Raw genomic sequence first — 20,257 nt, forward strand, 5'->3', positions numbered from 1 at the left:
GATCCGGCGACCGGGGCGTCCCCGTCAGGCGATCGCCCGATCCTCGGCCGGCTGCGCCGCGAACGCCCCCATCACCTCTTTCGCAAAGAAGCGCAGCCGCTCGATGCCGCCCCACGGATCGTTGAACAGCACGTAGTCGACGCCGACCGCCTCCAGTTCCTTCAGGCGGGCGACGCATGCCTCGGGGGTGCCGATCACGGTCGAGGCCTCGGTCGCGTCGCGCGAGGAATCGAGCATCTGCGACCCCACCACCGGCGCTTCGCTTTCCTCGCCCGGCACCCGCGCGGTCGCGGCGAGCATCGCGATGGCTTTCAGCCGGCGTTCGATTTCCCCGGTCCGCTTCGCCTCGTCGTCGACGAGCAACAGTCCGCGCGTCACCGCGATCTGGTGCGGCCGCGACGCCACGCCGCGCCGGGTCTGCTCGTCGCGATACCAGGCGATGCGCTCGCCGATGGTCCGGGTGTCGCTGAACTGGTCGAGCATCAGCGACTGCCCGCGTGCCGCCGCCTGACGCACCGAAGCCTCGCTCTGGGCCGCGACCCAGATCGGCGGGTGCGGCTGCTGCACCGGCTGCGGTTCGACGAGGATGTCGCGATAGTGCCAGTATTCGCCGTCGTGCGACCAGCGTTCGCGCGTCGTCCAGCTTTTCAGGATCAGTTCGATGGCCTCGTTGAAGCGCGCCGGGGCGGTCGCGGGATCGACCATGAATCCGTGGAACTCGTTGGGGCGATAGCCGCGGCCGATACCGAAATCGAGCCGCCCGTCCGACACCACGTCGACCGTCGCCGCCTGCTCCGCCATCAGCACCGGGTTGTGCCACGGCAGCACCGTGACCCCGGTGCCAAGGCGCATGCTGGTCGTCAGCCCCGCCAGATAGGACAGCAGGGTCATCGAGGCGCTGAGCTGGCCAGCGCCGGTGAAATGATGCTCGACCAGGAACAGCGAATCGAACCCCAGTTCCTCCGCGCCGACGACATAATCGACGAAACTGCGATAGGACTGGCTGTCGCCCGACTGGTCCGCGCCGCGGGCGGCGCCGCCGAAAAGTCCGAATTTCATGATCGTCTCCTTTGTCTGATTAGGGGGCGGTCGCCGGCTGCGCGGCCCGTTCGAGCCGCTGTCGCAGCGCCGGCTTGTCGATCTTGCCGATCGGATTGCGCGGCAGGCTGTCCAGAAGATGATAGGCGACCGGGCGCTTGAACCGCGCGAGCGCCGTCTCGATCTCCGCCTGCAGCGCGGGGACGAGAGCGTCGGCATCGCCGCCCTCGGGCGCGACGACGAAGGCGACGGGCACCTCGCCCATCACCGCGTCGGGCCGGCCGACCACGGCGGCTTCGGCAACGACGTGCGTCGCCATGATCGCCTCTTCGACTTCGGACGGATAGATATTCTCCCCGCCCCGGATGATGAGGTCCTTCTTGCGCCCGACCAGCGTCAGCCATCCCGCGCCGTCCAGACGGCCGAGGTCGCCCGTCCGCAGCCAGCCGTCGACCAGCACCGCGGCGCTATCCTCCGGCCGGCGCAGATAGCCTTTCATCACGTTGCCGCCGCGGACGGCGACCTCGCCGACCGTATCGGGCGGACAGAACGCCCCGTCCTCGCCGACGATCGCGACCTCGATGCCGGGCATCGCGCGGCCGACGCTGCCGGGGCGGCGCGGGCCGTCGAGGGGATTGAGGGTCGCGCCGACGGTCGATTCGGTCAGCCCGTACCCTTCGAGGACCGGCACGGCGTAGCGCGCCTCGAACGCCCCGATCGCCTGCGCGGGCATCGGCGCGGCGCCGCAGATGGCGAAGCGCAGCCGGGGCGCCGGCACGATGGCGCCGCGTTCGGCGGTCAGCAGCAGATACATCGCCGGCACGCCCGAGAAATAGTTCGCGCCGCTGTCGCGCACGCTCTGCCAGAAGCTGTGCCGGTCGAAATGTTCGAGGATGCATGCGCCGCCGCCCGCCGCGAGCGGGGCCAGGATGCTGACCAGCAGGGCGTTGACGTGGAACAGCGGCATCACGAGCAGCGACAGGTCGCCATCGAGCCGCAGCGCGGCGTGGATCGAGTGCAGCATCGCGTCGATGTTGCCGTGGCTCAGCATCACGCCCTTGGGCCGGCCCGTCGTGCCGCTGGTGTAGATGAGCAGCGCGGTCTCGTCGGCCGCCACCGCCGCGTCGGGCAGGACCGCCGCCGATCGCTCGGGCGGCGCATCGACCGGCAGCAGCGTCGCCGTCGTCCCCGTCAGGCGGTCGCGCGCGGCGGCGTCGACCAGGATCAGCCGGCTTCCCGAATCCGCGACCTGATACAGCGCTTCGGCGCTGGTCAGCGCCGGGTTGATCGGCATGAAGGCGGCGCCGATCCGCCACGCCGCGAACATCGCGACGACGATGTCGATCCGGTTCGGCAGCATCGTCGCGACCACGTCGCCGCGCCCGACCCCCTTCTGCACGAACAGCAGCGCGAGACCGGCGACCTCGGCAGCGAAATCGGCCGACGACAAAGCGCGCTGCTCGTCCCGTATCAGAGGCGCGCCACCATCCCGGCGCGGCTTCCAATGGATGTGCAGGGGATGAAAATCGTCCATCGCCGTCACCCCATCCCGTAGGCGCCATAGGCCGAGGCCGCCGCCGGATCGAGGCTGCCCCAGTCGACGCTGGGCGAGGCGTCCTCCGAGGTCAGGATATCGACGATCGCCGGTCCCTCCCCCTGCCACGCCTCGCGCAGCGCCGCCCGCGCCTCTTCGAGCGTTTCGGCACGATAGCCGCGCGCGCCCATCGCCCGCCCCATCGCCGCGAAATCGACCGGTCCGAAGGTCGAGCGCGGCTCGATGTCGAGCATCTTCTCGCCCTGCATGATCCAGCCGAAGCCGGCGTTGTTGAGGATGACGAAGACGATCGGCAGCCGGTGCCGGACCGCCGTTTCGACCTCGCCGATCCAATAGGAGGTGGCGCCGTCCCCCGACACCGCCACCACGCGCCCGCCCGGCCGGTCGCCCAGCGCCAGCGCCGCGCCGATCGCGGCGCCCCCGGCCCAGCCGATCCCGGCCAGCCCGCGCGGCGCCAGGAAATGCCGCCCGCTGCCGCGCACGCGATAGCGCGAAGCGGTCCACCCCGACGCCAGGCTGGCGTCCGACACCAGAACGCAGTCCTCGTCCGCAAGGTCGGACAGCGCGAGGATCACCTGCTCCGGCGCGACGCGCGGATCGCCCTCGGCCGTGCCCGGCTGCGCGGGGCATTCGGAAAGGTCCGTCTGCCATGCCGCGCGCGGCGCCGCGCCGCCCAGCGCCTCGCGCAGGCGGCGCGCGGTGCGCCCCGCGTCGGCGCAGATCGACAGCCGCGCCGGAATCGCGCGCCCCAGTTCGGCCCCGTCGCTATCGACATGGATCAGAGTCTGCCGCGCCGACGGCAGGCGCCAGAGGAAGGAATTGAACTGGGCGAATTTCGACCCCAGCACCAGCACCACATCCGCCTGGCGCAGCGCCACGCTGGCTTCGACCGATCCGAACACGCCGACGACGCCGCGCGACAGCGGATGATATTCGTCGATGACCCCCTTGCCGTTGATCGAGGTAACGACGGGGATCGAGCATTGCTCGGCCAGCGCGACCACCTCGGCCGCCTCGCGGCTGCTGAGCGCCCCGCCGCCGGCGAGGATCAGCGGACGCTGTGCCTGCGTCAGCAGCTCGGCCGCCTGCGCGACATCCTCGGTCCGAGGCGCGGCGCCGTAGCGCGGCCAGCGCCCCGCCTCGGGGTCCGCGGCCACGGCCTCGCCGGCGGCGGGCGCAAAGAAGATGTCCTCCGGAATCTCGAGCACCGCTGGGCCGGCGCGGCCGGTCACGGCGGTGCGCACTGCCTCGGCAAAGACGTCGGGCAAGCCCTCCGGCGCGTGGACGCGGCTGACCCGCTTGGTCACGCCCTGCAGCATCGCCTGCTGCTCCATCGCCTGCGAGGCGACGCCGCGCACGCGCAGATGCTCGCGCTCGGTCTTCACGTCGGCGACGATCGCGAGGACCGGGATCGCGGAGGCATAGGCCTCCGCCAGCCCCGACACCAGGTTGGTCGCCCCCGGACCGACCGTCGCGTCGCACACCCCGATCCGGCCCGACACACGGGCATAGGCATCGGCGGCGCAGGCGGCATTGCGCTCGTCGCGCATCATCACGTGGCGGAACCCATGGCGGCGCGCGGCGGCATAAAGGGGAATGGTCTGCCCGCCCGGCACGCCGAAGCACACGCTGGCGCCGACCGCCTCCAGGCATTCGATCAGGGCGTCGCCGAACTGGCGCTGGGTTTCATTCTGTTTCATATTGACCCCTTGAAGACGGACCGGGAACCGGCCGTTCGATGGTTTCGCAAAGGCGGGAAAAGGGGCGCAGCGCCGCGAGCAGCAGCAGGATGGACAGCGTCCCCGCGCCCACGACGAGCACGACCATTCCCGACGACAGATTGGCCCCGCCTCCCAGCCGGTCGGAGACCATGGCCACGACCATCGGCCCGCAACCCACCGCGACCAGCGAATTGACGAGCGTGTAGACGGCGGCGAACAGGCCGGTCGCGCGCGACGGCACCGTCCAGTTGATCGCGAAGATGGCGTAGGTGCCCGAGGGCACGAGAAAGAAATATCCGGCCGCGAGCAACAGCAGCAGCATCGGCGCCGACGGGGCCGCGAAACCGGCGAGCAATGGCACCGCCCCCACCGCGATCGCCCCGGCGCAGATCAGCGGCAGCGCGTCCATGCGGCCGCGCGACCGAAAATGGCCGGCGATGCGCGGCGCGGCCGCCAGTCCGGCGAGGGCCGCGGTCACGCCCGACAGCCCGAACCAGATTCCTGCCTGCCCCGCCTCGAAGCCGAAGTCGCGGACCAGCAGGCTGGGCAACCACGAACTGACCCCCAGCACGATCGCCTGCCCAAGCGCGGAGGCGACGAACAGAAGGACGAACAGCGGCATGTTCCGGCGCGCGAAAACCCGCTCGGGCGACGTCGGCGCCGCATCGACCGGCACGGCCGCGCGGATCGACGCGGTGCGCGGCGGCTCGCGCACCGCCGCGGCGAACAGCGCGGCGAGCAGCAGGCCCGGCAGCGCCACGACGACGAACGTCGCCCGCCATGGCGCCAGAAACAGACTGCCGATCGCGACCGGCTCGCTGCCCAGCAGCTGCACCGCGACGCCGCCCAGCATGAAGGCACCGAAGGCGCCGAACACGCCGAAGCCGACGAAAACGCTCGTCGCGGCCGCGCGCCGGTCGGGCGGGAACAGGTCGGCGATCATCGAGATCGCCGCCGGAAACAGCACGGCCTCCGCCACCGCGACCCCGACGCGCAGGATCGCGACCGTTTCGAAGCTGGGCGCAAAGGCCGTCGCGATCGTCGCGGTCGTCCAGCACAGGACGCCGGCGAGGATCAGCCGGGTGCGCCGGACCCGGTCGGCGAGCCACCCCATCGGCAAGGCGAACACGCCGCCGAACAGCGCGAAGACCGGACCGACGAGCAGGGCGATGGCGGTGTCGCTGATGCCGAATTCGGCCCGCACCGGCGCCACCAGCAGCGCCAGGATCAGGCGGTCGAGATAGGAAACGATATACAGCAGGCCGAGCAGCAGGACGACGACCGGTGCCCCGGCCGCCGCCCATGGCCTCTGCCCCCTTCCCCTGCCCATGACGGAGAGAGTCGTCACGAGGTCAGAAGCTGTAGCGGGCGCGGACGCCAAACTGGCGCGGATCGCCGACGTAGCCGACGTACAGGCCGGTCGACAGCGGCGATGGGTAGACGAAATTCACATATTTGTCGTTGAACAGGTTCCGCGCGAAGGCTTCGAGCGTCAGCCCTGACGCCGTTTCGATGCCCAGCCGCGCGTTGATGATCGTCCGCGGCCCCTGAAAGGCATAGGGGTCGAGGTTCTGCTGATAAAAGACGCTGCTCTTGTGGCTGCCGTCGATCCGGCCATAGCCGGTCAGCGCCGCCGTCAGCGGCGCACGATATTCGGCCGATCCGCCCAGCGTCCATTCGGGTGCGTTCGGCAGGCGCTTGCCCGACAGGTCGCACGGCGGCGCGATGCCGGGAACGCACGAACCGTCGGTGAAGTCCACGTAACGCGCATGGGTGTAGGATGTCTGGAATTGCAGCGTCAGCCCCTCGGTGGGGAGGGCGGTGACCTCCAGTTCGCCGCCCTTGATGCGGAAAAGCTCCGCATTGCGCGTGACCAGATTCAGGCCGTCGAAGGCCTGCGCCTGAAAATTCTGGTAATCGGTCCAGAACAGGGCGGCCGAAAAGCGCAGCTTGCGGTCGAGGATATTGCCCTTCAGCCCGATTTCGTAATTGGTGTTCTTTTCCGCGTCGAACTCGAAATTGTTGAAATTCGGAAGGCGCGTCAGGTCGAACCCGCCCGGCTTGAACCCCCGCGCCACGCTGGCATAGAGGTTGAGGTCGCGCTGCAGGCTGTAGCGCGCGTTGGCGACCCAGGTGAACTGCGACTCCCGCCGCGACTGCTGGCGATTGCCCAGCGAAGCATAAGCGACGTTGCCCGACGTCTGGGTGAAATCGACGTCCTGGTCCTCGCGGGTATAGCGGCCACCGGCGGACAGGGTCAGACGGTCTGTCAGGTTGAAATCGACGTGCGCGAAGGCGGCATAGCTCTTGTCGTTCAGGCGCGACGCGATGGTGGTGTCGCCGCGCTGACCCGGAAGGATGACGGCCGCGGCGTCGGCGCGCGGCTGCAATATTTCCAGATCGTCGGATCGCCGCGCGAAATAATAGAGGCCCGCGACATAGGTGACGCGCTGTCCCGAGGGCGAAGCGATCCGCAATTCCTGGCTGAACTGATCGTGCCGCTGATCGATGTAGAAATCGTCGAGCAGGCGGAGTGGCAGCGAATCGATATCGCTGATCGGCGTGACGTCCCAGCGGCGCCACGCCGTCACCGACGTCAGCACATGATCCCCGACATCGACGTTGATCTCCGCCGAAACCCCGCCGCCGCTGTTCGGGTTGAGGTTGCGGCTGTTCTGGATCGTCTGGCGCGAATAGGGCGATCCGGCGGGGATCAGCGAGACGATCGGGACACCGAAGACGTTGGCCGTGGGGGTCCAGGCAACGGGAATCGCCGAACAGCATTCGGACCGTTCGCGCAGATAATCGCCCGACAGAAGGACATCGAAGCCCTCGCCGCGATAATAGAGTTTCGCCCGGCCGCCGCTGCGGCGCAGATTGTCGACCGAACGGCCGGTGGTCGCATTGTGCGTCAGGCCGCCCCGGCGCACATGATAGGCCGAAACGCTGATGCCGAGTCGATCCTCGACCAGCGGCCCGGTCACGCTTCCGCGCAGTTCGAACGCGTCATGCTCGGCCGCAACGCCCTCGACGAAGCCTTCGACGCCCGACAGCGACGGACGCCGCGTGACGATATTGACGAGCCCGGCCGCCGTATTGGCGCCGAACAGCGTCCCCTGCGGACCGCGCAGGATCTCGACGCGCTCGATGTCGGCGAGTTCGCCCGTCGCCGCGCCGTAGCGGGCCAGAAAGACGCCATCCAGGAAGACGCCGACCGACGACTGCTTGCCGGGGTTATCCTGCTGCGACGTTACCCCGCGCAGCATGATGCGCCCGGCCCGCGCATCGCCATATTGTTCGGAGGTGAAACCCGGCGCCACCTGCGACAGGTCGTGGAATTGCGTGACGCCCGCCGCGGCCAGTTGATCGCTGGTGAGCGCGGTCAGCGAAATGGGAACGTCGACCAGCCGCTCCTCGCGCTTCTGAGCGGTGATGATGATCTCCGCATCGCCCGAATCGACATGACTCGCGTTGCTCGTTGCGGTGGTTTGCGCGCCGACGGGATTCGCCGCGGCGACCACGGAAAGAGCCGCCGAGCACAAGAAAATCCTTTTTCGGTAGATATTTGCCATCGTTTCTCTCCCCAAGACCGCTCGTTGTTCGAACGGTTATTTTCCTATGAATTATCTATCTGATTATGATAAATCAAGCCTCTCGACGAAATTTCGGCTCGAGAGGCTTCACGGCCCCGGCGATGCGGCCGTCCTGCCCAAGGGAAAGGCAGCGCCGGCGGGCCCGGCGACGGGCCAATCAAATTCAACTCGAAGAGGTGTAATCTGCGGAATCGGTCGCGCGACGGCCGCCCGCGATTTCAGCCGCGCACCGCGAAGCGCGGTCTCGCCATTTCGTCAGTACGCTCTTTGCGATCCGTCGGATCGGACGGGAACGCCCGCGCCCGTCAACTGCCCCAGACGGTTTCCACGTGGCGCAGGAAATTGAGTCCCATGATCTTCTCGATCCGGCCGCTCGAATAGCCATGGGCCGACAGAAGGTCGATCAGCCTGAAGAACTGGCCGGGTCCGCGCAGGTCGACGACGAAGGGATAGGTGTCCGGCCGCTCGCCGGCGGCGCTGATCCCGGCGGCGCGGCGCTCGGCGATCTCCTTGGCGAGGACGGCCTGATATGCGTGGAGATCGTCGATCGCGGTCACGGTGCCGTCGGTGCCGATGCCGACATGATCCTCTCCGCAGATGTTCACCGCATGGTCGATATGCGCGACGACGTCCGCGGCGCGGGCGCGGCCCGACCGGGCGAGGAACGGCATGAAATAGATGCCGACGAAGCCGCCCCTTTCGGCGACCAGCCGCAGTTCGGCATCGGTCTTGTTGCGCGGCAGGTCGGTCACGGCGCGGCAGCCGGTGTGGTTGATCGAGATGGGGGCCGTCGACAGCCGCGCCGCCTCCAGGCAGGTGCGCTCGCCGCTGTGCGACAGGTCGACGATCATGCGCTGCGCGTTGAGCCGCTCGACGACCTCCCGTCCGAAGGGCGTCAGGCCGCGATTCTCGGGCGCCATGGCGCCGTCGCCGAGCCGGTTGGCGGGATTGTAGGTGAGCTGGAAAATGCGGACGCCCATGTCGGCGAACAGGTCGACGCGGCTCGCGTCCTCGCCGAGCATCGCGCCGTTCTGGAAGCCGTAGAGGATGCCGATCTTCCTTTCGGCCCCGGCGCGGCGGATGTCGGCGGCGCCGAAAACCTTGAGCAGATCGGCCGGGTGGCGGCGGAGCAGCGCGTCGGCTTTGGCGACGTCGCGGACGCTCGCCTCGAACGGGTCGTCGGGACCGGCGACATAGCCGAAGGTGCAGTTGATCGCGGTGACGCCCGATTCGCGCGCTTCGGCCAGCACGCGCGGCGAATAGGGATCGTCGGCGCCCTCGACATTGGGATCGGAAAGGCCGCCGAGCGCATTGACGATCAGCCGGTTCGCGCGGCCGGGCGCCGCCGCGGCGCGCACCGCGGACGGCCCCAGCGAGGCCGCCGCCAGTCCCGCCGCGCCGGCCAGCAGCGCCCGCCGGTCAATCGTCATCGCCAAGCTCCGCGGCCGTCGGGACGACATAATCGGCGCGACGGAATTCCCGGCCGCGCTTCACCGTCATCTCGATGCTCCCGATATTGCCGATGTCGGCGAGAGGATCTGCACGAAGAACGACAAGGTTCGCCAACTTCCCCACCTCGATCGACCCCATGTCGCTGTCCTGTCCCGCCGCACGCGCACCGACGAGCGTCGCCGAATGGATGACCGCGAGCGGCGGCATGCCGACGTCGTGGGCGAGGTAAAGCAATTCGGCATGGACTGCGGGCCACGGATCGCCGGCGGGGTTGACGAAATCGGTGCCGGTCGAGATCGGAATGCCCGCCCGCCACGCCTGCTGGGTCAGCGCGATCGTCCGCGCCCCGCTGCAGCGAAGCGGCTTCTTGCCCGGATCCGCCTTGCGTTCGGCCTCGAACTTGACGAACAGGCTGCCCGTCGCGTCGAGGATCGTGCCTTGCTTGCGCATCGTCCGATAGAGGCGGGCGACCACCGGATCGTCGCCCGTCGGGGCCAGCAGCGCCTCGTCGACCGGCGTGCGATCCTCATAGGCGGTGAGCATCACCGGCTGCGCCTCATAGGCCAGGTAGCAGACATGGCTGACGACATCGGCGCCCGCCTCGATCACCTGCGCCGGGCGGGCGGGAAAGATGGCGCTGTGCGCCCAGATCATCAGCTTCTGGCGGTGCGCCTCGGCGGTGATGGCGGCGACGCGCTCGGCGGACAGGTCGGCGTAGATCTTGATCGCGGTCGCCGCCGTGCCGCGTGCCAGCGCCACGGCCAGACGCAGGTCGGTCTTTGTGTCGATCGCCTGCATCCACGGCGCGGTGCCCGGCGCGAACCCCCGCGTCACCGCGAGGACGCGCGGATCGGCGAAGAAGGGCGGCCCCGCCATCAGCGCGGCATAATAGATGTCGGGCGCCGCTATCTCGCCGACCAGCGATGCGCGCGCCAGTTCGCCCACCGCGCGCAGGTCGTCCGCCATGTCGCGCACCGCGGTGACGCCGCCGTAGAGCTGGCGGCGCAGGATCGCCTCCGCCCGCGCGCGGTTCGGCGGCGTCGCCAAATGGACGTGGCTGTCGATCAGCCCCGGGATGACGAAGCGGCCCGGCAGCGGAACTGTGCGCGCCGTCCGCGCGCGCTCCCCCAGGCTACCGTGCGCGCCGATCGCGACGATCCGCTCGCCCTCGATCAATAGGTCCTGACCGGGACGCGCCGGCGCCCCGGTTCCGTCGATGATCGTTATATCGGCATAGAGTATCGCCTCGGCCGCACTCGACGGAACGGCCGCCAACAGCGAAGCCGCAAAGACAAGCGAGCGGAGGAAAGCCGGGATGGCGAACGGGCGCGGGAGCGACGCAGACATGGCGATGGCGCTAGCCCCATTGCCCGCTGTCCGCAATTGCCGGGCGCGCATCACGCCGCGCCGAGCTGGCGCAGCACGTCCTGCACCCCTGGAAAATCCCGATCCTGCCGCAGCGATTCGAGCCCCGCCGCGACGTCGAGTTCATAGTCGGCGACCCCCGCCGATTCGAGCTTGCGGCGCGCGCCCATCGCGGTGATCAGCCGGGCCGCCGCGCGGTTGTGCGACAGGATATGGATGTCGAGCGTCGTCAGCCCGGCCGCGAGACAGTCGACGAGCAGCGCCGCGGTCATCATCCGCGCCAGCCCCAGCCCGTGAAAGGCGTCGAGCACCGCGATCGAATACTCGCCGACGCGCCCGTCGCTGTGATGCCGCACCGCGTGCACCGCGCCGATCGCCGGCTCGCCCTCGCATTCGGTGCAGATGGCGCCCCAGGCGATGTGATCGTGCCCGTCGACGTCGGCGAGCCGTTCGACCACCGCGTCGGGCATCGTCGGCGCCGGCGAGAAGAAGCGCAGATAGCGCGCCTCCGCCGACAGCTTCGCGATCCCCTGCCGCAGCAGGTCGGCATCGTCGGGCGTGATCGTGCGCAGACACACCGCCGTCCCGTCGGTGAGCCGGCTGCACACGACGATATTGTCGATCGGCCTTGCCCGGGCCTGCTCCATCGCCTGTCCTTCCGTCGCTGCGGAAGCGCGAAGCTAACCCGCCGCGGCGGCGATGGCCAGCCTCAGGCGTCGTCGCCCATCCGCAGCGCGGCGATGAACGCCTCCTGCGGGATGTTGACGTTGCCATATTCGCGCATCCGCTTCTTCCCCTCCTTCTGTTTTTCGAGGAGCTTCTTCTTGCGGGTCGCGTCGCCGCCATAGCATTTGGCGGTCACGTCCTTGCGCAGCGCGGCGATGGTTTCGCGGGCGATCACCTTGCCGCCGATCGCCGCCTGGATCGGAATCTTGAACATGTGGCGCGGGATCAGGTCCTTCAGCCGCTCGCACATGCCGCGTCCGCGCGCCTCGGCACTGCCGCGATGGACGATCATCGACAGCGCGTCGACCGGCTCGTTGTTGACGAGGATGCTCATCTTGACGAGGTCGCCGGGGCGGTGGCCGATCTGGTGATAGTCGAAGCTGGCATAGCCGCGCGAAATGCTCTTCAGCCGGTCGTAGAAGTCGAACACCACCTCGTTGAGCGGCAGTTCGTAGGTGATCTGCGCGCGGCCGCCCACGTAAGTGAGGTTCTTCTGGATGCCGCGGCGGTCCTGGCACAGCTTGAGGATCGCGCCGAGATATTCGTCGGGGACGTAGATCACCGCCTCGATCCACGGCTCCTCGATCTCCTCGATCCGGTTCGGGTCGGGCATGTCGGCGGGGTTGTGCAGCTCCATCTCGGTCGGGCCGCCTTCCTTCGACCGGGTGAGCTTGAGCTTGTAGACCACCGACGGCGCGGTGGTGATCAGGTCGAGGTCATATTCGCGGGTCAGCCGCTCCTGGATGATCTCGAGGTGCAGAAGGCCGAGGAAACCGCAGCGGAAGCCGAAGCCCAGCGCGGCGCTCGTCTCCATCTCGAAGCTGAACGACGCGTCGTTGAGGCGCAGCTTCTGGATGCTTTCGCGCAGCTTCTCGAAATCGTTGGCGTCGGTGGGGAAGAGGCCGCAGAAAACGACCGGCTGCACTTCCTTGAACCCCGCCAGCGGCGCCGCGGCGGGTTTCTTCGCGTCGGTGACGGTGTCGCCGACGCGCGCCTGCGCGACGTCCTTGATCTGCGCGGTGATGAAACCGATCTCGCCGGGACCGATCTCGGTCAGGTCCTGCCGCTTCGGGGTGAAGCAGCCGACGCGGTCGATCAGGTGGGTGGTGCCCGCCTGCATGAACTTGATCTGCTGGCCCTTCCTCAGCACGCCGTCGACGACGCGGACGAGGATGACGACGCCCAGATAGGGGTCGTACCAGCTGTCGACGAGCATTGCGACCAGCGGCGCGGCGGGGTCGCCCTTCGGCGGGGGAATCTTCGCGACGATCGCCTCGAGCGCGTCCTCGATGCCGATCCCCGATTTGGCGCTGGCGAGCACCGCGTCGTCGGCGGGCAGCCCGATGATGTCCTCGATCTCCGCCTTCACCTTGTCGACGTCGGCGGCGGGCAGGTCGATCTTGTTGATGACCGGGACGATCTCGTGATCATGCTCGATCGACTGGTAGACGTTGGCGAGCGTCTGCGCCTCCACCCCCTGCGCCGCATCGACGACGAGCAGCGCGCCCTCGCAGGCGGCGAGCGACCGCGACACCTCATAGGCGAAATCGACGTGGCCCGGCGTGTCCATCAGGTTGAGCTGATAGGTTTCGCCGTCGTGGGCCTTGTACGACAGGCGCACGGTCTGCGCCTTGATGGTGATGCCGCGTTCCTTCTCGATGTCCATATTGTCGAGCACCTGCGCCGACATCTCGCGCTCGGTGAGGCCGCCGGTGAACTGGATCAGCCGGTCGGCGAGCGTCGACTTGCCATGGTCGATGTGCGCGATGATCGAGAAGTTGCGGATATGCGAAAGGGGCGTTGTCATGGCGCCGCCCGTTAGCAGGGGTTGAGGGCGCTGTCAGCAGGCGTGACGGCGGGAGGCCGGCATAGCAGGGTAATATAGGAAAGGCGGCTTTTACGGGCCGTCGTCCGGCGGGGATCATCCGGCCAGCCAGCGCGCGCAATCGTCACGCACCCGCGCGTCCTTATCGCGCAGTCCGCGTTCGAGCACCGCCGCCCTGCCCCCGCCCTCCTTCACCGCCGCCAGTGCGGCGAGCGCGGTGGCGCGGACGCGGGGGACGGGGTGTGCGGCGGCGAAATGGTCGGCGATGTCCTTGCCCTCGTCGGTCAGGTGGACCGCGCAGCGCAGCAGCATCTCCGCCGCGGTAATCGTCGGGCGGCGGGCGATGGTGCCGCTTTCGAGATCGACGATATACTGGTCGCGCCACGGAACGGCTTCGCCCTCGTCCATGATGTTGAGGCTGACCGACAGCCGTTCGGGCGGGAGCTGGCTGTGGATGTCGCGGTGGGCGCGGTAGAGCATCATCGTGCCTTCGCTCAGGCTGCTGCGCTCGACGAAGCGCAGGTTCAGCGGCTCACCAAGGCGGCCGTCGACGGCCTCCGCGTCATAATCATAATAGTCGCTGATATAGCCCGGCCCCCAATAGCCGACAGTCAGGAACGAGAAATTATGGTCGTGCGGCAGGCCGTAGGCGAAGGCGGCGGCGCCGCTGGCGGCATAGGCGGCGTCGCGCTCGGCCGGCCACATGTTGGCGCGGATGAAATAGCCGCAGCGGCTGCGATGGAGCAGGAAGTCCTGCGCCGAATAGCGGTTCGCCTCGAGTTGGTCGCGGTAGCTCGCCTTGAGTTCGGCGACCACGCGATCGGCAAGGAAATCGCGGTTGTTCGCCAAACCCGCGAGAAGCACCGCGCAGCGGGCGAGGCTGTCCTCGTCACCGAGATCGACGCCGGCCTCGTCGAGGCGCGCCGCCACCTCCTCCAGATCATATTCGGGCGCGGCGGGCGGGACGATCGGGCGCGGCATGATATTCTCCTGCTCGCCTCCCGCTTCCGGGAGGAGTTGGGGCTGGGCTTTCCGCGGCGCACCGACCCACCCCGCTGCGGCTAGCGAACAAGTTCGCGAGCCTCGCTGCCCCTCCCGCTTGCGGGAGGGGATGGATAGAGTGCCAGCGTCGCGGCGGCAGCGGCACGGACCTCCGGGTGCGGGTCGGCGGCGGCCATGCGCGCGAGCGGCGCGCGCGGGGCGTCGGGGTCGAGCGCGATCAGTTCGCGCATCGCGTTCCAGCGCGCGGCGAAATCCTCGCTGGCGGCTTCGGCGGCGAAGAGCGGCGCGGCGTCGGTGCGGTGCATCGCGCGAAGCAGCGCGAGCGCCATCTGGCGAAAGCTGCTGTCGCGGCGCGAGGCGGAGACATGAGCGAGCCGGCCGCTCGCGACGTCATAGGCGCGGATCGGCAGGGGCGACGGCGGCTGGATCGCAAGCTGGAGCATCAGCACGTCACCGCTGCCGCCGCTGAGGCCGAAGGTCTCGCGCGCCGAATCGAGCCGGATCGTCTCCCCCGCGCGCAACGGCCGCGGGTCGGTGCTACGGCAAGGACTCGCTCCGGCGGCGGTGAAGGCGCCCGCTTCCTCTGCGGCGCTGACCGCGACGCGGTGGAAGCGGAGCATCGCGCCGCCGTCCGCGAGGATGCGCGTCACCGAACGGCCGGGGACGAACAGCGCGGTCGGCGCCCCTTCGTGCGCGGCGGCATCGAAGGGGCGGAGCAGCAGCGTCAGCCGGATCGCGCCCGCTTCGGCGAGCAGCAGCCCGCCGAGCGCGCCGCCGCCGACCGGGCGCAGCGGCGGGCGCGCGAAAGCGTCGGCAGCAAGCAGGCCCAGCGCCTCGCCGAGGCGCGCGCGCAGCCAGTCGATGTCGGCGAGCCACGGGGTCAGCGCCGCGATCGCGGCTTCGGGCGTCTCTGCCTCCTGCGCCCGCATCGCCGCGAGCAGGCCGTCCGGGGCGAGATCGCCCGCGCGCCACGCCGCGTCGAGTGCGCTCGCGGCGGCGTGGCGGCGCCGGCGGCGCACTTCGTCGCAGCGCGGGAAATGATCGTGCCGCGAGCGCAGCATCATGCCGTGGTCCATGCGGAAAGGGCGCGCGGCGGCGCGGGAAAGACGGCGCCGCCGCGCGCAGGCGCTCAGTCGTAGATGATCAGGACGACGGTGACGGTGACTTCGAACACCGACGATCCGGGCGTCGATTGCATCGGCGCCAGCGATCCGAACAGCCCGACGGCGGTGTCGAGCAGCGGGATGCTGTCGATGTCGATGGCCTCTACCCCCATATGTCCCTCCCTGTTGCAGGCGGCGCGTCTGCCGCACGACAAGGCTTAGGAAACCGGGCAGCGGGAGCCAGTTAACTTATTGTAAGGTAGCGCTTCACCGCGCGAAGGCGATCCACAGCGACAGGCCCGGCGGCGGCGCGGCAGGCGGCGCGTCGGCGGGGTGGCGCACGGCATCGGCGCGCGCGCGGTCGAGGATGGCGGACGGAACCGCCGGGTCGTGAAAGACATGGTCGGCCTCGCCCAGCAGGCGCGCCGCGCGCAGCGTCAGCTCGTCGGGATCGGCGCCGGTCAGGCGAATGGTTTCGAGCCGCGGCGCAGCGGCGGTCTGCGGCACCGCGAGCCACGCCTCGACCCGATCCGCCGCATCGGCATCGAGCGGGTCGAGCGCGCCGCCCGGCGCCAGCGCGGCGTCGATCGCGCGGCGGCGGTCGGCGGCGGCGGGCCAGCGCGCCTTCATCGCGCCGCGCGCGGCGTGGAGCGCAGCCGCGAGCGCGCCAAGACGCGCGGGGAGCAGCGCCTCGATACGCTGGCGCACCGCCTTGGCGAGACCCGCCGAAGCGCCGCCGGTGCCGACCGCGATGGTGACCGGCGCGCGGTCGACGATCGCGGGGGTGGTGAAGTCGCACAGATCGGGACGGTCGACGACATTGACGAGCAGGCCGCGGGCGCGAAGGTCGGCGGCAACAGTTTCGGCGCCTTCTTCGAGCGCGACGAAAGCGATCGTCGCGCCCGCTTCCCAAGCCGGGACGACCCGACCCCCGGCGCGCGCGATCAGCCGCGCCTTGGCATCGGCCGCCTCGCCTTCCCCGACCAGCACGACCGTGCGGCCGGAAAGGTTCAGGAAGATGGGGAGCTGGCGCATGGGGGACTATCTAGCAAATCCTCCCCCGCAGGGGGAGGGGGACCACCGAAGGTGGTGGAGGGGCAGGTGCGACCAAATATTTCCTCTCGACAGCAAGGCAGACCGCCTGTGCCCCTCCACCATGCTGCGCATGATCCCCCTCCCCGTTTCGGGGAGGATCAGTCGATCCAGTCCGGCACGCGCTCGGCGGCCATGATCGTCCCTGCGGCGATGCGGTCGGCGACGACGATGTAGCGGTCGCCGTCCACCAGCACCTCGGGCACGAGGCTGCGGCTGTTGTAGGTCGAGGCCATCGTCGCGCCATAGGCGCCGGCGGTGCGGAAGACGGCGAGGTCGCCCGCCTCCACCGCGTCGACCAACCGGTCGCGCGCGAAGGTGTCGCCGGTCTCGCACACCGGGCCGACGATCGACGCGGTCATCTTGTCCCCGGTCGGCTTCACCGCGACGAAATCATGATACGCATCGTAGAGCGCCGGGCGTGCAAGGTCGTTCATCGCGGCATCGACGATCACGAAGGGATTGGTCGCGCCGGGCTTGACCCACAGCACCTCGGTCAGCAGCACGCCGGTGTTGCCCGCAATCACGCGGCCGGGCTCGAACAGCAGGGTGACGTCCCAGTCCTTGGTTACGCGCGCGACCATCGCGCCATATTCGGCCGGGCTCGGCGGATTGTCGTCGGGGCGATAGGGCACGCCGAGACCGCCGCCGAGGTCGACGTGGGTGATGCTGTGCCCCGCCGCGCGCAGGTCGGCAACAAGGCGGCCGGCGCGCTCGAACGCCGCTTCGAGCGGGTCGAGGCTGGTGAGCTGGCTGCCGATGTGGAGCGCGATACCGCGCATCTGAAGCCCCGGAAGGCCCGCGAGTCGGCCGAATATCTCCGGCGCGACGTCGATGCCGACGCCGAACTTGTTCTCGGCCTTGCCGGTCGAAATCTTGGCGTGGGTGCCGGCGTCGACGTCGGGGTTGACGCGCAGCACCGCGCGCGCGGTCATTTCCTTCGCCAGCGCGATCTGGGCCAGCGCGACGCCTTCGGCTTCATGCTCGATGTTGAACTGGCCGATCCCGCGGTCGAGCCCGAGCGCCAGCTCGGCGCGCGTCTTGCCGACGCCCGAAAAGACGATGTCCTCCGCCGCCATGCCCGCGGCGATCGCGCGTTCGAGCTCGCCGCCCGACACGACGTCGGCGCCATAGCCCTGCCGCGCGAGGACGCGCAGCACGCCGAGGTTGGGGTTGCACTTGATCGCGAAGGCGATGTGCTTCTTCGGCACGTCCTTCAACGCGTCGCGGAACACCTGCGCATGGCGCTCGAGCGTCGCGCGCGAATAGACATAGACGGGGGTGCCGATCTCCTCGGCGATGCGCGGCAGGGGAATGTCCTCGGCGTGGAGGACGCCGTCACGATATTGAAAATGGTCCATCTGGAAGATCCTTGGGTAGCTTCCCTTCCCCGTTCGCATCGAGCGAAGTCGAGATGCCCCCGACGAACGGCCCGAGGCCGATGGGTGTCTCGACTTCGCTCGACACGAACGGACTGCAAGGGAAGATTCTGAACTCAGCCCGGGGGCGGAAGGTCGAAATCGTCGGGTTCGCGTTGTTCGGAGCGTTTGAGAAGTTCGTCGCTGCGCGCGGGTTTGGCCTGCGCGTCAGGCGTCGTCAGCTCCTGCGTGGTGGGCGCCCGCGTCGCCCCGACCGGCAGGGCGGCGGGCGGCTGGCCGGCGACCGGCTTCAAATCTTCCTTCTTGCCGCACGCGCCAAGCGCCGCGGCAAGCGCGACGCCGGCCAGTGCGGCCGCGATGATGGAACGCTGTGCCGTCATCCTAATCCTCCAGCGCGGCGCGGGCGGCCGCGACGGCTTCTCTTACCCGCTCGGGCGCGGTGCCGCCATAGCTGGCGCGGCTGGCGACCGACGCTTCGACGGTGAGCGCGGCGAGCGCCGCCGGCGTCACCGCGGCATGGATTGTCGCCGCTTCGTCGGCCGGCAACGCCGAAAGCTCAACGCCGAGCTCCTCGGATCGTTTCACGCAGGCGCCAACGATATGGTGCGCTTCGCGGAACGGCACCCCCGCCTCGCGCACCAGCCAGTCGGCGAGGTCGGTCGCGGTCGAGAAGCCCGAGGCGGCGAGCGCGCGCATCCGGTCGGTGCGGAAGGCGAGCGTTTCGACCATGCCGGTCATCGCCGCAAGCGACAGCGCGAGCGCGTCGAAGGCGCCGAACACCGTCTCCTTGTCGTCCTGAAGGTCCTTCGAATAGGTGAGCGGCAGCCCCTTGACGATCACCGCGAGCCGCTGGAAGGCGCCGAGCAGCATCCCGGCGCGGCCGCGCACCAGTTCGGCGGCGTCGGGGTTGCGCTTTTGCGGCATGATCGAACTGCCGGTCGACCAGGCGTCGGGCAAGGACACGAAGCCGAAGGGCTGGCTCGCCCAGATCACCACCTCCTCCGCAAGGCGCGACAGGTGGATCGCGGCGATCGAGGCGGCGGCGCAATATTCGAGCGCGAAGTCGCGGTCGGACACCGCGTCGATGCTGTTCGCCATCGGCCGATCGAAGCCGAGCGCGGCTGCGGTGGCATGGCGATCGACCGGGAAGCCGGTGCCCGCGAGCGCGGCGGCGCCGAGCGGCGATTCGTTGAGCCGCGCGCGCGCGTCGGCAAAACGGCCCCGGTCGCGGCCGAACATCGCGACATAGGCGAGCAGATGGTGGCCGAGCGTCACCGGCTGCGCGACCTGCAAATGGGTGAAGCCGGGCATGATGCTGTCGGCATGCTCGTCGGCGCGGGCGAGCAGCGCGGCCTGAAGCGCCTTCAGTCCCGCGTCGATACGGTCGCAGGCGGTGCGGACCCACAGGCGGAAATCGGTCGCGACCTGATCGTTGCGCGAGCGCGCGGTGTGGAGGCGCCCTGCGGGCTCGCCGACCAGCTCCTTCAGCCGCGATTCGACGGTCATGTGGATATCCTCGAGCGCGAGGTCGACCGGCACGCCGCCCGCCGCGAATTCCCCGGCGATCTGCGCGAGCCCGGCGTCGATCGTCGCGGCGTCGGCGGCGGCGATGATCCCCTGCGCGCCCAGCATCGCGGCGTGCGCGCGGCTCGCGGCGATGTCTTCTTCCCACAAGCGTTTGTCGACGGGGATCGAAGCGTTTATCTCTTGCATGACCGCGGCGGGTCCGCCACCGAAGCGGCCACCCCACATGCTGCTCTTATCGGGAGAATCCGCCATTCGCCGCGTCCCAGATCCGAAAACCGTGCTGATCGCCCTGCTGCTCGCGGGGGCGGTCGCGGGCTGCGATAGGGAAAAGCCCGGCGCGGAGCAAGCGGCGACGCCGCAAGCAAATGTTTCGGCAGGCGAAGCGGCGGCGGACGCCGCGCATTTCGTGCATCAGGTCGATCGCGGCCAGGCGGGCAAGGCGGCGCCGACCGCGACCTTCCGCGGCCCCGACGACGCGCCGGTGACGCTGGCGGCGTTCCGCGGGCGTCCGCTGCTCGTCAACCTGTGGGCGACGTGGTGCGCGCCGTGCGTCGCCGAAATGCCGACGCTCGACGCGCTGGCCGCGGAGCGCGGCGACCGGCTGGCCGTGATCGCGGTCGCGCAGGACCTGCAAGGCGCAGAGATCGTCGATCCCTGGTTCCAGAAGGCGAAGCTGAAGGCGCTGCAACCCTATGTCGATCCGCAGAACGGCCTGCTCGACGCGGCGGGCAGTGCGCTGCCGACCTCGATCCTCTATGACGCGCAGGGGCGCGAGCTGTGGCGGGTGATCGGCGCGATCGACTGGCAGGGCGAGGAGGCGAAGGCGCTACTGGCCGAGGGCGGGGTTTAGAGAATCGCACGATAAAGTGCACCGTTCGC

General features: G+C 69.4%; 17 protein-coding genes. 1 reads left to right on the forward strand and 16 read right to left on the reverse strand.

The features are described 5' to 3' along the window. Window positions 1–24 precede the first annotated feature (24 nt). The 16 genes from AC2S9W_RS19715 to argH form a co-directional block, all read right to left on the reverse strand. Window positions 25–1,059, reverse strand: coding sequence for an LLM class flavin-dependent oxidoreductase (locus AC2S9W_RS19715; protein ID WP_076076726.1), 1,035 nt, complete (start codon window positions 1,057–1,059; stop codon window positions 25–27). A 19-nt stretch (window positions 1,060–1,078) separates the two neighbouring features. Next, window positions 1,079–2,572 (reverse strand): class I adenylate-forming enzyme family protein, encoded by a 1,494-nt coding sequence (locus AC2S9W_RS19720; protein WP_486571452.1) that lies wholly within the window; start codon window positions 2,570–2,572, stop codon window positions 1,079–1,081. A gap of 5 nt (window positions 2,573–2,577) precedes the next feature. Further along, window positions 2,578–4,293 carry a thiamine pyrophosphate-binding protein gene (locus AC2S9W_RS19725; protein WP_076076729.1) on the reverse strand — a complete coding sequence of 572 codons (1,716 nt, stop codon included), beginning with the start codon at window positions 4,291–4,293 and terminating at the stop codon, window positions 2,578–2,580. Further along, the gene (locus AC2S9W_RS19730; RefSeq protein ID WP_158682276.1) at window positions 4,280–5,662 is read right to left on the reverse strand and encodes an MFS transporter; all 1,383 of its coding nucleotides are present in this window, start codon (window positions 5,660–5,662) and stop codon (window positions 4,280–4,282) included. The genes AC2S9W_RS19725 and AC2S9W_RS19730 overlap by 14 nt, the downstream gene beginning before the upstream one ends. Before the next feature lie 4 nt (window positions 5,663–5,666). Further along, window positions 5,667–7,835: a TonB-dependent receptor gene (locus AC2S9W_RS19735; RefSeq protein ID WP_076076735.1), complete on the reverse strand. Its 2,169-nt coding sequence runs from the start codon at window positions 7,833–7,835 to the stop codon at window positions 5,667–5,669. A gap of 377 nt (window positions 7,836–8,212) precedes the next feature. After that, complete coding sequence (locus AC2S9W_RS19740; protein WP_076076738.1) at window positions 8,213–9,337, reverse strand: dipeptidase; 1,125 nt, start codon at window positions 9,335–9,337, stop codon at window positions 8,213–8,215. Next, entirely contained in the window at window positions 9,327–10,706 is a 1,380-nt protein-coding gene (locus AC2S9W_RS19745; protein WP_076076741.1) for an amidohydrolase family protein, read from the reverse strand. Before AC2S9W_RS19745 ends, AC2S9W_RS19740 begins: the two co-directional genes overlap by 11 nt. Before the next feature lie 50 nt (window positions 10,707–10,756). Then, window positions 10,757–11,371 carry a GNAT family N-acetyltransferase gene (locus tag AC2S9W_RS19750; protein WP_067110287.1) on the reverse strand — a complete coding sequence of 205 codons (615 nt, stop codon included), beginning with the start codon at window positions 11,369–11,371 and terminating at the stop codon, window positions 10,757–10,759. 62 nt (window positions 11,372–11,433) lie between these two features. Then, on the reverse strand, window positions 11,434–13,257 hold the full coding sequence (lepA, locus tag AC2S9W_RS19755) for a translation elongation factor 4 (RefSeq protein WP_076076743.1): 1,824 nt from the start codon (window positions 13,255–13,257) through the stop codon (window positions 11,434–11,436). 114 nt (window positions 13,258–13,371) lie between these two features. Then, window positions 13,372–14,256 (reverse strand): transposase, encoded by an 885-nt coding sequence (locus AC2S9W_RS19760; RefSeq protein WP_486571453.1) that lies wholly within the window; start codon window positions 14,254–14,256, stop codon window positions 13,372–13,374. A gap of 80 nt (window positions 14,257–14,336) precedes the next feature. Continuing rightward, a complete protein-coding gene (locus tag AC2S9W_RS19765; protein WP_486571454.1) occupies window positions 14,337–15,341 on the reverse strand; it encodes a hypothetical protein in 1,005 nt (334 codons plus the stop codon). Window positions 15,342–15,406: 65 nt separating this feature from the next. Further along, on the reverse strand, window positions 15,407–15,553 hold the full coding sequence (locus AC2S9W_RS19770) for a hypothetical protein (RefSeq protein WP_156483142.1): 147 nt from the start codon (window positions 15,551–15,553) through the stop codon (window positions 15,407–15,409). A 94-nt stretch (window positions 15,554–15,647) separates the two neighbouring features. After that, window positions 15,648–16,415, reverse strand: a complete 768-nt coding sequence (locus AC2S9W_RS19775; protein ID WP_486571455.1) for a precorrin-2 dehydrogenase/sirohydrochlorin ferrochelatase family protein — start codon at window positions 16,413–16,415, stop codon at window positions 15,648–15,650. 158 nt (window positions 16,416–16,573) lie between these two features. Next, window positions 16,574–17,833 carry a diaminopimelate decarboxylase gene (gene lysA, locus AC2S9W_RS19780; protein WP_067111813.1) on the reverse strand — a complete coding sequence of 420 codons (1,260 nt, stop codon included), beginning with the start codon at window positions 17,831–17,833 and terminating at the stop codon, window positions 16,574–16,576. A 134-nt stretch (window positions 17,834–17,967) separates the two neighbouring features. After that, window positions 17,968–18,231, reverse strand: a complete 264-nt coding sequence (locus tag AC2S9W_RS19785; RefSeq protein ID WP_067111811.1) for a hypothetical protein — start codon at window positions 18,229–18,231, stop codon at window positions 17,968–17,970. A gap of 1 nt (window position 18,232) precedes the next feature. After that, window positions 18,233–19,603, reverse strand: coding sequence for an argininosuccinate lyase (gene argH / locus AC2S9W_RS19790; protein WP_067111807.1), 1,371 nt, complete (start codon window positions 19,601–19,603; stop codon window positions 18,233–18,235). Here argH and AC2S9W_RS19795 point away from each other — a divergent pair. Further along, the gene (locus AC2S9W_RS19795; RefSeq protein ID WP_067111804.1) at window positions 19,602–20,228 is read left to right on the forward strand and encodes a TlpA family protein disulfide reductase; all 627 of its coding nucleotides are present in this window, start codon (window positions 19,602–19,604) and stop codon (window positions 20,226–20,228) included. The genes argH and AC2S9W_RS19795 overlap by 2 nt on opposite strands. Window positions 20,229–20,257 lie beyond the last annotated feature (29 nt).

The organism is Sphingopyxis sp. 550B (assembly GCF_057401805.1).